The following is a 12,038-nucleotide window of genomic DNA, read 5'->3' as shown; positions in this document are numbered from 1 at the left end:
GCCAGCGATGACAGCGAACTCAAGATGGCGGAGTATTTCGATGCCGTGGCCGATACGTTTGGCTTGCCGCACCCGCCGCGCCTGCCGCGTGCCGCGCTGCAGCAAGTGGTCACGCCGATGCTGCTGTCGTTCATGTCCGAATCGCGCCGCCTGCACAATACGCGCCTCAAGCGCGAGCTGGGCGTGCGCCTGTGCTACCCGCGCGTGGCCGATGCCTTGCGGCCGCTGTCGGCCGGCGGGGCCGGCATCGGGTAAAATGGCCGGTTATCTGCGCACTTTGCTGGGCCGGCGCGCAGCGCGCCGTTGCGGCGGTGCGCCATTCACTTAAGGACTACAGCATGAGCACCCTCACTTACGAAGCCTACCTGGACGAGGTCACCACCGTCCTGACGGAACTGTATGACCTCGACGACGACGCCGCCATCAAGCTGGTCGTGGCGGCGCAGGACGCCGAATTTTTTGTCCCACACGATGCGCACGAGGAAATGCGTACCATGGAGCAAGCCAAGAAAGATGCTGTCACCCTGTTCGAGCGCAAGCAGAACCGCCAGCAAACGCAGGAAAAACAGCAACAGCGCGTGCGCCAGCAAAAGAAATAAGGACGCCCGCCTGGCTGCGGGGCAGTACGGCCTTCGGCGCAACACCGGGGCCTTGCCATTTGATGCAGCGCAAACGCGTCATGACGCCGTGGCGATATGGTGAGCAATGTCGTCACGCGTTTCAGCTATTGGTAGCTGGTTCCATACCGCGCGACGCTGTTTCCCGTTAGCAGGAGCGAGTCATGCGAGCTACGAGTCACCCCAGCAAGGAACAGGTGCGTGCCTATATGCGGCGCCGCGAACATGCGCTGCAGCCGCCTCCTCCGCCCGATGAAATTCGCCGGCAACTGGCCTGGCGCCGTAGAGATGCCATCGCGGGCACTTGCCTGTTTGCCACCCCGGCCGGCGTGGCCGCGCACGGTTGGCATTTATCCGCGGAAATGGCCTGCCTGGGCATGCTCATGGCAATTGCCTGGATGATACGCTGCGGTGTTCCCCATTGTAAAAATTGATGACGTGCAGCAAATTTTTCCGATTTGAGTTATCCTCTAGCACATTCAAAGTGCGTCAATTCTCTTCAATTATCACAATTTCGCTTTAAGTTACGCAAAAATCAACAATAGCGTGTATTATATTGTTTGCGGCGTAAATGCCGCATAAGTGATGGCGCTTTTTAGTGTGTTTACCCTGAATTATTGCAGAAGAGACATTCGGTTTCTTTTTGCTTTAATACAACAAGTACGGATTTTCGATCATGTCTCTCAAACAAATTACCTCTTTGCCTACCTACAACCCGAATCGTGTCCTCGACGCGATCATCGACAAGCTGCAACTGAAAAACGATGCCGCCCTGTCGCGAGCTCTGGAAGTGGCGCCGCCGGTCATCAGCAAGATTCGTCACAACACCTTGCCGATCGGCGCCACGATCCTCATCCGCATGCATGAAATCAGCGATTTCAGCATTCGTGAATTGCGCGAGTTGATGGCTGCCTAAGAGCGCCTGACAGACGGCAAACTGAGAGGTGCCGTCTGGGTAAGTCAGGCTTGCCGCGTGCGGCAGCCACAGCTGTTTTCTGCTTTTTTATTGCGGCTCGCGATTCAGTACCGGACGATCGACATAGAAGCCCCCCTTTTCCAGGCCAGTCGTGGACGACTTGACCACCGCTGCGGCCAGTGAGGCAGGGGCGCTGGAAAATGCGGTGTTGGCAGCTCCCGTCGCGCGGCCCGAATACGCCGTCGCTTGCACCGCCGCACTGGAAAATGCCGTTTGCACGGCCCTGCCCGAGTAGGCCGTTGCCTGTACCGCCGCACTGGAAAACGCCGTTTGTACGGCCCGTCCCGAATAAGCCGCCTGTACCGCGCGTCCCGAATATGCAGCCTGTACCGCGCGGCCCGAATACGCCGTTTCTGCGCGGATATAGTCTTCCCCGAACGTTTGTTCATACAGTTGTTTCATGCGCTCGCCCACGCGATGGTGCGCTGCTTCGTCGTCTTCGCCGCGCAAGCCGATGTAGGGGAAGTGGTGCAGGAAGTAACCGAACACCTGTTCGCAGTCCGCCGCATATTTCAGGGTATCGAGGATGTGGTAGTGCCAAAAGGTATCGACGTCCATCAGTGGCGCCGTTTCTTCTTCCGGAAACTGTTTCATCAGGATCAGGAAGCGGCGGTATTCAAATTCCACCGCATTCGCTTTTTCCAGACTCCATCCTTCGCCTGACTCCCGGTGCATCAGCTTGACCTTGATCGCGTCCAAATTCAAATCGGCAATTGCCTTGAAACCGTCGTTCGTATCCATGAATGTCCTTTGGTAAAGAGTGTTGTGGGAAATACGCTGAAACGAGGGAGAGTGGTGGGTGTGTACTCCTGGCAAGTAGTGGAAGAATGCCCGGCCCATGGCAGGCGGGCGCCGAGTTGTTCTGCATTAATATTGCATTTAATTACGAAATAAGCAAGCTGAGCTTGCTTCATGCTGGCGCGCCTGTCAGGCGCTGGGCCGGCCTTCTTCCTGGTAGGGAAACGCGGTGGCGTCCGCCCCCAGGGGTACGCTGACGTGTACGCTCATGCCGGCGCCCGGGCTGCTTTCGATGTAAAAAGTGCCGCCAAGCAATTTTATGCGTTCCTCTATGCCCACCAGGCCAAACGAACCCAGCTTGGTGCGCCCGTCGATGGCCGCGCCCACGCCGTTGTCGCTGATGCTCATCGACACCGTATCGCGGCACTTTTCCAGCTTGACTTGCACGCGGCTGGCATTGGCATGCTGGGAAATGTTGCTGAGCGACTCTTGCAGGATGCGGAACAGGGCCGTCGCGCATTGATCGCTGAGGCAAATGTCGTCATGGCTTTCGCTCACTTCGCAGGCAATGCCCGTGCGCTGGCGAAACTGTGCCACCTGCCATTCGACGGCCGCATTCACGCCCAGGTCCAGCACGGTGGGGCGCAAGTCGTTGATGATTTGCCGCACGCTCTTGATGGTGGCGTCGATCTGCCCCAGGGTTGAACGGGCGCGGGCGTTCAGGCGCGGGTGGCGGCGCTGCGTGCGCGAGGCCAGCATGTCGGCGTCGATGCGCAATACCAGCAGATTCTGCCCCAGGTCGTCGTGAATTTCGCGCGCGATGCGCTTGCGTTCTTCTTCCTTGATCTGGTCGGCGTGGGCCGCCAGGCGGCGCAGTTTCTGGTGTGACAACTGCAGGCGGATCTGGCTGGCACGCAATTCCTCCGTCATTCCCGTCGCCATCTGGATGGCGCGCCGGCGCGACGACGCCAGGGTATGGAACAGCACATACAGCAGCATGGTGCTGGCAAAGCCGATCAGCAGGGCCAGCCAAGGCAGGAAGGCGTCGAAGCGCGTATACAGGTCGCTCTTGCGCACGCTGAACAGCGCTTGCCAGACGCGGCCATTGTGCTCGATCAGCATCGTGCTGCTCAGGTAACGTCCCGAGTTGCCGGGCAGCCACCATGGCGCATGCATGCCCGCCGTCGTGCTGTCGAAGATGGGGCGCATGTCGTGCGGCAGTTGCAGCGGCAAGTCCGGTTGTTCACGCGCCTGCTGGCCAATATCGAACAGGGTCAGGCGGACATTGCGTACCGGCATGTCGGCCAGCGCGCTGCGCATCATCGTCACCAGGTCGTAGCCGATGCCCACGGAACCCTGGTAAGCCGCGCGCCTCTGCTCTACCGTGTCGACCGGCATGCCGTAGCGGTACACGGGCAGGCGCATGGCCATGCCCGTCAATTGTGGCCGTTCTTCCATCGGCACGGGCATGCCGGAATTGCTGAGGTGGCCGGAGTCGCGCGACTGCGCCAGCGCTTCGGCGATCAGGGGGCGCGCAGCGATGTCATAGCCATATTTTTCCGGGGAACTGGCAATCGGTTCGATGTACACCAGCACGGAATACTGGTTACGCGGGGTGGGCGGATGGATGGTAAACGCCGGATAGCCGTCGCGTCCGGGCGGATAGTCGCGCTGCATGGCCGCTTCGAGCGGCGCGCGCTGCGCATCGTCGAGTTCCCGGCTGTAATTGAGATTCATCACACCCGGATAGTTTTGCTGCAGGGCGAGGTTTGCCACGTAACGGTGAAATTGCTCGCGGCTCACGTGTTCGTTGGCATGGAACAGGCTGGCCGTGCCGCGCAGCAGGTTGGTATAGGATTTGACGCGCGATTCGATGTTTTTCCGGGTATTGCGCGCCAGATTGTTGAATAGCTCGCCGGCATCGTTTTCGATCGACAGCGAGGCGGCCAGGTAAAACAGCAGGCCCACCATCAACGACATCACAAAGCCGAACAGCCAGAGCGGTCTTTTTTCAGCAGATAAGGGGTGTTCGCCGGCAGTAGAAGACATCGCCATCCGCATCAGGTAGAGGAATCGGGTGCCGCCTGTGTGCTGGAGGCTGTACTGAGTTGCACAAGCGCTATCGATATTGTAAATTGCTCAATAGCTGCCTAATATACAAAATTATCGTGAGTATAGTCAACAGGCAATATTTCTCGCTGAAACGAAAAAAAACCGCCGCAGCGGTTTTTTCGTGAGCGAACTAGCGCCTTATTTGGCTGCTTGCCAGCTGTCTTTCAGCGTGACGATGCGGTTGAAGACGGGCTTGCCAGGTTGGCTGTCGACGCGGTCGGCCGCGAAGTAGCCGTGGCGCTCGAACTGGAAGCGCTGTTCCGGCTGCGCCAGTTCCGCGCCCGGTTCCAGCCAGGCTTGCACCACTTCCTTGGCCAATGGATTCAGGGCCAGCTTGAAGTCCTTGCCGCCGGCGTCCGGCTGCGGGTCTGTAAACAGGCGGTCGTACAGGCGTACTTCGGCGGGAATCGCCGTCGGCGCGCTGACCCAGTGCATATTGCCCTTGACCTTGTAGGTCGAGCTGCCTTCGGTGCCCGACTTGCTGTCTTCAAAGTAATTGCAATGCACGGCGATGACCTTGCCGTTTTCATCCTTGTCGTAGCCCGTGCACTCGACCACGTAGCCATAGCGCAGGCGCACGCGGCTGCCCGGCTTGCCGTCGATGGGCGGATACAGGCGGAAGTAACCCTTGTTCGGCACTTCCATGAAGTCGTCTTCCTCGATCCACAGCTCGCGCGAGATGGGGAAGGTGCGCAAGCCCCGTTCCGGGAAGTGCGGGTGCACGGGCGCCGTGCATTCCACGCTGTCGTTTTCAGGGAAATTGTCGATGATCAATTTCAACGGACGCAGCACGGCCACCGTGCGCGGCGCTTTCGGGTCCAGGTCTTCGCGCAAGCAGCCTTCGAGCACGCTGTAGTCGATCCAGCCGTCCGATTTGGTCACGCCCGTGCGTTCGCACATCAGCTGAATCGCTTCCGGCGTGTAGCCGCGGCGGCGCATGCCCACCAGGGTAGGCATGCGCGGGTCGTCCCAACCGTCGACGATGTGCTCTTCCACCAGTTGGCGCAGCTTGCGCTTGCTGGTGACGATGTAGGTCAGGTTCAGGCGCGAGAATTCGAACTGATGCGGCACAGGCTGCTGGAAAAATCCGCCGGCCGACAGGGTTGCCAGCAGCCAGTCGTAGAAGGGGCGGTGGTCCTGGAATTCCAGGGTGCAGATCGAATGCGTGATGTTTTCCAGCGCGTCCGAGATCGGGTGCGTGTAGTCGTACATCGGATAGATGCACCAGGCGTCGCCCGTGCGGTGGTGGTGCGCATGGCGGATACGGTAGATGGCCGGGTCGCGCAAGTTCATGTTCGGCGAACTCATGGCATCTTCGCTCATCTTCGCGCGCAGGATGTGCTCGCCATCCTTGAACTGGCCCGCCTTCATGGCGCGGAACAGGGCCAGCGATTCGTCGCGCGGACGGTCGCGGAACGGCGAATTCTTGCCGGCCTGGCCGAAATTGCCGCGGTTGGCGGCCATGTCTTCGGCGCTCTGGCTGTCGACATAGGCAAAGCCGGCCGTGATCAGGTATTCGGCCATCGCGTACAACTGGTCGAAATAGTCGCTCGCGTAGTGCAGGTGGCTCTGGCCATCGGCATGCTGAGGTTCCCAGTCAAAGCCCAGCCATTTCACGCTGTCCATGATGGTGTCGACGTATTCCTGTTCTTCCTTGGCCGGATTGGTGTCGTCGAAGCGCAGGTTGCACTGGCCGGCGTAATCGCGCGCCAGGCCGAAGTTGACGCAGATCGACTTGGCGTGGCCTACGTGCAGGTAGCCGTTCGGCTCTGGCGGGAAACGCGTGATCACCTGGGGCAGGCCGGGGCGCACGTGGGCGCCGGCAGCCAGGTCGGCTTCGATGATGTTACGCAAGAAATTAGGCGCCAGCGCTGGCGCGGCGGTATTCGGTTTATCGTTGCTCATTGATCAGTGCGTAAGAGTGACAGTAAAAAGCATTTTACCGTACCACAAGCGCTTTATATGCACGTATTTGCCCCCATATCCCAGCATGCAAGCGACGCGGGCGCCGTTCTATAGGATAATTCGCCTTTAATTAGCAAACAAATCGTGACCCCGGAGCCATTTATGGAAAATTTGTATAACGTCCTCGGTGTCGCGCCCAATGCCAGCGACGATGAAATCAAGAAGGTTTACCGTTCGCTGGCCATGCGCTTCCACCCCGACCGCAACCAGGCCCCCGGCGCCGAGGCGCGCTTCAAGAGCGTCACCAAGGCGTATGAAATCCTGGCCGACCCGGCCAAGCGCGCCGAATACGACCAGAGCGTGAATCACCGCATCATCATCGACCCGGAAGCGGAAGCCTATGCCCTGTGGTGCGGCGTGTTCCGCCTGCATGGCACCGCATTACCCGCCGATTAAATTGACTTGGCCAGCATGCGCCGGCTTGAATTACTTGAAAACAACAACAACGGCGCTCTTATATCGATAACAGCGCCGCGCATCACATTGGAAAGCACAGCATGAGAAGAGTACACCCTGAATTCGCGTACCAGTCGCGTGAGCTGGAAGGCCAGATCGATGGCATCCTCGGCGACCCGCCTAACCGCAAGAATTATAAAAGCATGGTCGACGCACTGGTGAGCGAGTACGCCAGCGGCGGCGGCATCGAAGACGTGAACATGCTGGCCTTCGCGCTGGTCGACCACATCACCTTCAGCGACCCGAAAGGCTTGCTGGCCGAAAGCGAAGACTACGAATTCGGCGACCCGGCCCGCGTGTTCTCCATGGCTGCGTGCGCCGCGCCGGAAGCGGCCAAGATGTACGCCGCCATCGAAGAGAGTTTCCCCGAGCTGGCGCGCCAGGCCATCATCACGGCCTTTTTGCACAAGAATCCGCGCCTGTGGGACGACGACGACCAGTCGCTCGACCAGCTGGCCGCCAATGACGACGGCGACGACGGTCACGACGAAGACGAAGCCACCGACGATTTCGCCCAGATGTTTGACCAGGATGGAGATGACCATGGCCGATAATAAAGATGATCAAAAGAGTAATCTTCCGGCGCTGACGAAACAGGTCATGGAATTGGTGCTGTCCGGTTCGCTGGGCCATGCCGAGCAGGCGTTTGCCGACGCGGCCGACCAGTACGGCGACCTGGCCGTGGTGGAAGTGCTCAATGCCATCCCGCCGCAAGTGACGGCCCTGCACCTGGCCGGCTTTGACGGCGGCAAGATGTCGCTGGCCACCTTGCTGGTGCCGCCGAAAGCCTGGGCCGACAGCCTGGCCTTCATCGCCGCCACCTGGAGCGACGACCAGATCGAGGACGATCCTGAGCGCATCGCCGAAGCGCTGTTCGCGCATATCCACGGCGTGGTGTTTTCCACCGACGATGCCGAGCGCCGCCGCGAGCTGCTGCTCGAAGCGTCCGCCACCGACTGGGGCGCCACGGCGTTCGCCATCCTGTTCTCGATGGCGCCGAAGGAAATCCTCGAAGTGGCGGGAGAGATCGTCATCAAAGGGCCGTATGTGACGGGCGTGACGTCGTCCGACAACGACGTCGTGCCGCTGGCCATCGAGCTGGCGCAAGCCAATGAAGACGGCTGGGACCGCTCGCTGTTCGAACTGTTCCCCGACTTCCGCCACAGCGCCGACCTGGCCGACGCGGAATACTCGGACGACCCCGATGAAGAGCCGACCATGTTGCAGCGTAGTACCAAGGAATTGCTGTACCGCCTGCGCAAGCAAGTGCCGAGCACGCGCAGCGCACCGCGCAGCAGCACGCGCCGCAGCCTGGGCACCGGCATTTTCTCGTAATGAAAGCAGGGAACGTCTAATGCTGCCAGCAATTGTTGTAGAGAATCTTCCGCGCCTGGTGCGCGCCATCAAACTGTTGCCGGGCGACCCGCGTGAAGACGCGGCGCTGGACCTGGCCGATGAATTGACGGGCATCACGGCCATGGTGGCCGAGAAGTTCACGAATGAACGCACGGCCGACGGCATCCAGAAAGCGCTGTACCTGACGGTAGGTGGCGTGTCCTTGGGCCTGGAGCAGGCCGTCACGCATGAGGGCGACCAGGCCGCGCTCGACTTCCTCGTCGAGCACGGCGCCGAGCACGCCTTCCAGGTGGGCTTCCGCTTGATCAAGGAGCTGTCGCAATTGCCGGAAGACGCCCTCGTCGGTGAATACGACCAGGACCCCGTCTACCTTGCGCGCCGCTTGCGCGAGCTGTTCATCGATATTTGCCAGGCCGACCCGAATCAGAACTGGGCCGGCTATGAAAAGTATGCGCTGCAGTTGCAACAGCGCAAGGAAGTGCAAGCCGTCGTGCGCCTGGCCGGCTGGCTGCGCCGCCACCATGACAACGGCCCCGTCAGCGACAGCGACTTGAATGCCGAAGGTGTCATCGCGCTGGCCATCATCTTCGCCATCGAAGGCGGCGGGCGCATCATGGCGCGCACGGGGCAAAAGGAATTCGAACGTTTCGTGCGTTCCGTGCGCAAGAACAAGCCCGACTTCGAGGAAGGCTGGGCCGCCCTGGTGGCCAAGGTGCCCGTGCAGCATCATCCTGTGTTGCTCGAGCGCATAGAATCCTACCGCCGCAGCTGTACCGTGGTGCATAAAATTCTCACGCGGGCCAGCATGAAGAGCCTGTTCGAGGACCTGGAAAATTATGCGGGTTCGGAGCTGGACGCCGACTACTCGTAATCGTTGCCCACGTAGGCCGGCACGCGCCGGCCTATATTTTTTCTTCCTGCGCCGCTGCCTCGGCCAGTTTGACAAACGCTGCCACCAGCGGCGACGTTTCTTCTTCCCTCTGTGCCAATAACAGACTGGTCGTCGCCTGCGGGTCGGCGATGGGGCGGTAGCATACGCCATCCATGCGGATGCGATCGAACGAGGCGGGCAGCACGGAAATGCCGCAGCCGGCCGCTACCAGGCCGATAATGGTCGACGCTTCGCCCGCTTCCTGCGCCACGTGGGGCACGAAGCCGGCGGCCTTGCACAGGCGGAAGATCTGCGGATAAATTCCCGTGCCCGCATCCTTGGGATACATGACAAAACCTTCGCCCGCCATGTCGGCAATGGCAATGGCGTCCTTGGCCGCCAGCGCATGGGCGACGGGCAGCACGAGGAACAGCGGATCTTGCCGCATTGGCGTGAGGCGGATGTCGTCCGGATACGTCGTTTCCGGCGGGCGCACGAAGCCCAGGTCCAGCGTCCTGCCCGAGATCGCTTCCAGCTGATGCAACGTGGCCATTTCATGCAAGGTCAGGGTGACGTGCGGGAATTGCTGGCGGTAGCGGTTGATGACGGTGGCGAAGTAGGGCGTAAATGGCGTGGAATAGGTAAAGCCGATGCGCAATTCGCCCGCCTCGCCCCGTTGCGCACGGCGCGCCGTGACGGCCGCCTGTTCCGACAGGGCCAGGATGCGCCGCGCATCGTCGAGGAACAGCGCACCTGCCTGCGTCAGTCGCACGGAGCGCTTGTTGCGTTCAAACAACTGCGCGCCCAGTTCCCTTTCCAGCGCCTGGATTTGCTGGCTCAGCGGCGGCTGGCCGATGTGCAGCCGTTCGGCCGCGCGCGTGAAGTGCAGCTCTTCGGCGACGGCGACGAAGTAACGCAGGTGGCGCAGTTCCATATAAGTAATATTTATAAAATATGAGTTGGGCCTTGAATATATATTGGACGATATGAGTTGGCAATCCTAACATGAAGACTCGCTCCCTCTTTCGCTTCTTTACTTCCTTCCTATGGCCATGTCTGATTCAGCGCTCGCGTATGCCTCCGCCGCCACCCCGGCGCTTCCTGTTTCACCTGTTGCACCCGCTCCTCCCGCCCCTCGCTCGGCCATCGCCAAGGGTTCCGTGGAATTCAAGCGCAGCAACCGCGCGCTGTTTTTCGGCGGCTTTTCCACCTTCAGCTTGCTGTATTGCATCCAGCCCCTGTTTCCCCTGCTGTCGCAGCAGTTTCATTTGACGCCGGCGCAAAGCAGCTGGTCCTTGTCCGTCTCGAGCGGCTTGCTGGCCATCTCGCTGGTGCTGCTGAGTGCCGTCTCGGACCGCATCGGCCGCAAGCCGCTGATGGTGGCGGCGATGTTTTCCGCCGCGATACTCACCATCTTGTCCGCCTTCGCCCAGGATTATGCGCAACTGCTGGCCATCCGCGCCGCGCTGGGCGTAGCCCTGGGCGGCATGCCGGCCGTGGCCATGGCCTATCTGGGCGAGGAAATCGAGGGGCCGTCGCTGGGTCTGTCGATGGGACTGTATATTGCCGGCAGCGCCTTCGGCGGCATGTCGGGACGCTTGATCGCTTCCATGCTCAGCGATTTCCTCTCGTGGCGCTGGGCCCTGGGTGTGCTGGGCGTGGCCGGCGTGCTGGCGGCAGCCGAATTCTGGCGCAGCCTGCCCGCGTCGAAAAACTTCGTGCCCAGTACCCGTGGCTGGAATGCGCTGCCGCACGCCATCAAACAGCATTTTTCTGACCAGGGCTTGCCGTGGCTGTTTTGCCTGGCTTTCGTGCTGATGGGCTGTTTTGTCAGCCTGTACAACTATATCGGCTACCGCCTGCTGGCCGCGCCCTTCGGCTTGCGCCAGAGTACGGTAGGCTTGCTGGCCTTTTTGTACCTGATCGGCATCTTCAGCTCTGTCTGGGCGGGCCGCCTGGTGGACCGCCTGGGGCGCCGGGGCGTGCTGTGGATCATGCTGTCGGTGATGCTGTCCGGCATTTTATTGACCCTGTTCAATTCCCTGCCGCTGATCGTCATCGGCATGGCGCTGGCCACGTTCGGCTTCTTCGCCTCGCATTCGATCGCCAGCAGCTGGGTCAGCCGCCGCGCCCGCGCGCCGCAGGCGCTGGCCTCGGCCTTTTACCTGCTGTTCTATTACCTGGGTTCGAGCCTGATCGGCTCCGCCTCGGGCATGATGTGGGGCTTCGACGGCTGGACGGGTGTCATCATCATGCTGGGCCTGTGCCTGGGCGGCGGCGTGCTGATCGCCTTGCGCCTGCGTCACTTGCAGCCGCTGGGGGCGCGTGAAGCGGTGGGTTGAGCGGCTATTTGGGGCAGTTGCCGATCATCGTTTCGCCATTCCTGCCGGCGCCCGTGGTCACGCACAAGGTACCCAGCGCGCTGGTGATCTTGTAGGTGTGGCTGCCCTTGGACGCATTGCTACCCATTTCCTCGATTTTTGACGCCTCGTACCATTTCGGTGGCACGGCCGCGTAGGCTTCGGCAAAGCCTTGCTGCATGCGCTTGAAGCCCGTGTCATCGAGTTTTTGTTCTCCGCGCTGGGGGAATTGCTTGCGCAAATCCCTGTCGATCTTGCCCACGTCGCGCTTGGCTTGCGCCAGGATATCGGCGGCGCTGGGTGGCGCGACGACCGTGATCGCTGCTGGCGTTGCTGGCGCTGGCGCCTGTTCGATGCTGGGGGCGGGCAGGGGGCGGCTGACGGGCGCCGGCATACGCGGGCGTGGCAGGCGCGCGGGTGCGGGTTTGGCGCTGGGTAACGCGACGGGCTTGGGCGGCGCAGGGGCGGTATGGCGCAGCCAGGCGATGGCCGGGCCCTGCGGCAGGTTTTCATTGGTGGCAAGGCGGGGCCGCGACTGCAGGACGACATAGGCCAGGCCCACGTGCAGCAGGACGATCAGCAGCAGG

11 protein-coding genes and 2 pseudogenes are annotated in these 12,038 nt (G+C 61.1%); 8 read left to right on the top strand and 5 right to left on the bottom strand.

From position 1 onward, the window contains the following. The 3 genes and pseudogenes from K0F85_RS28975 to K0F85_RS21645 form a co-directional block, all read left to right on the top strand. Positions 1-255: pseudogene (locus K0F85_RS28975) on the top strand (SDR family NAD(P)-dependent oxidoreductase); the annotation flags it as partial. 83 nt (positions 256-338) lie between these two features. Next, positions 339-599 carry a hypothetical protein gene (locus K0F85_RS21650; RefSeq protein ID WP_219117986.1) on the top strand — a complete coding sequence of 87 codons (261 nt, stop codon included), beginning with the start codon at positions 339-341 and terminating at the stop codon, positions 597-599. Positions 600-1,293: 694 nt separating this feature from the next. Next, complete coding sequence (locus K0F85_RS21645; RefSeq protein WP_029496207.1) at positions 1,294-1,533, top strand: hypothetical protein; 240 nt, start codon at positions 1,294-1,296, stop codon at positions 1,531-1,533. Positions 1,534-1,620: 87 nt separating this feature from the next. Here the strand turns inward: K0F85_RS21645 and K0F85_RS21640 are convergent, their stop codons facing one another. The 3 genes from K0F85_RS21640 to K0F85_RS21630 form a co-directional block, all read right to left on the bottom strand. Beyond that, positions 1,621-2,334, bottom strand: coding sequence for a glycine-rich domain-containing protein-like (locus K0F85_RS21640; protein WP_219117985.1), 714 nt, complete (start codon positions 2,332-2,334; stop codon positions 1,621-1,623). Between the two features lie 186 nt (positions 2,335-2,520). Further along, a complete protein-coding gene (locus K0F85_RS21635; protein WP_257572955.1) occupies positions 2,521-4,380 on the bottom strand; it encodes a CHASE domain-containing protein in 1,860 nt (619 codons plus the stop codon). A 201-nt stretch (positions 4,381-4,581) separates the two neighbouring features. Then, positions 4,582-6,348: a glutamine--tRNA ligase/YqeY domain fusion protein gene (locus K0F85_RS21630; RefSeq protein WP_219117984.1), complete on the bottom strand. Its 1,767-nt coding sequence runs from the start codon at positions 6,346-6,348 to the stop codon at positions 4,582-4,584. A gap of 162 nt (positions 6,349-6,510) precedes the next feature. Between K0F85_RS21630 and K0F85_RS21625 the strand changes: the two genes are divergently transcribed. The 4 genes from K0F85_RS21625 to K0F85_RS21610 all read left to right on the top strand — a co-directional run bounded on the left by K0F85_RS21625 (position 6,511) and on the right by K0F85_RS21610 (position 9,091). Further along, positions 6,511-6,804 carry a DnaJ domain-containing protein gene (locus K0F85_RS21625; RefSeq protein ID WP_071325010.1) on the top strand — a complete coding sequence of 98 codons (294 nt, stop codon included), beginning with the start codon at positions 6,511-6,513 and terminating at the stop codon, positions 6,802-6,804. A 101-nt stretch (positions 6,805-6,905) separates the two neighbouring features. Further along, positions 6,906-7,418 (top strand): hypothetical protein, encoded by a 513-nt coding sequence (locus K0F85_RS21620; protein ID WP_219117983.1) that lies wholly within the window; start codon positions 6,906-6,908, stop codon positions 7,416-7,418. After that, positions 7,408-8,199, top strand: coding sequence for a hypothetical protein (locus tag K0F85_RS21615; RefSeq protein WP_219117982.1), 792 nt, complete (start codon positions 7,408-7,410; stop codon positions 8,197-8,199). The genes K0F85_RS21620 and K0F85_RS21615 overlap by 11 nt, the downstream gene beginning before the upstream one ends. A gap of 19 nt (positions 8,200-8,218) precedes the next feature. After that, positions 8,219-9,091, top strand: a complete 873-nt coding sequence (locus K0F85_RS21610; protein WP_219117981.1) for a hypothetical protein — start codon at positions 8,219-8,221, stop codon at positions 9,089-9,091. A gap of 31 nt (positions 9,092-9,122) precedes the next feature. Here the strand turns inward: K0F85_RS21610 and K0F85_RS21605 are convergent, their stop codons facing one another. Next, positions 9,123-10,025: a LysR substrate-binding domain-containing protein gene (locus K0F85_RS21605; RefSeq protein ID WP_219117980.1), complete on the bottom strand. Its 903-nt coding sequence runs from the start codon at positions 10,023-10,025 to the stop codon at positions 9,123-9,125. 118 nt (positions 10,026-10,143) lie between these two features. On the opposite strand from K0F85_RS21605, the gene K0F85_RS21600 reads away from it, so the two are divergent. After that, entirely contained in the window at positions 10,144-11,433 is a 1,290-nt protein-coding gene (locus tag K0F85_RS21600) for an MFS transporter (RefSeq protein ID WP_257572953.1), read from the top strand. 4 nt (positions 11,434-11,437) lie between these two features. Here K0F85_RS21600 and K0F85_RS29145 read toward each other — a convergent pair. Continuing rightward, positions 11,438-12,038 (bottom strand): annotated as a pseudogene (locus K0F85_RS29145) (hypothetical protein); the annotation flags it as partial.

The organism is Janthinobacterium sp. UMAB-56, assembly GCF_900095265.1.
GTDB lineage: Bacteria > Pseudomonadota > Gammaproteobacteria > Burkholderiales > Burkholderiaceae_D > Janthinobacterium.
Note: the sequence above shows the minus strand (reverse complement) of the source record. Positions and strands in the feature narration are given on the sequence as shown.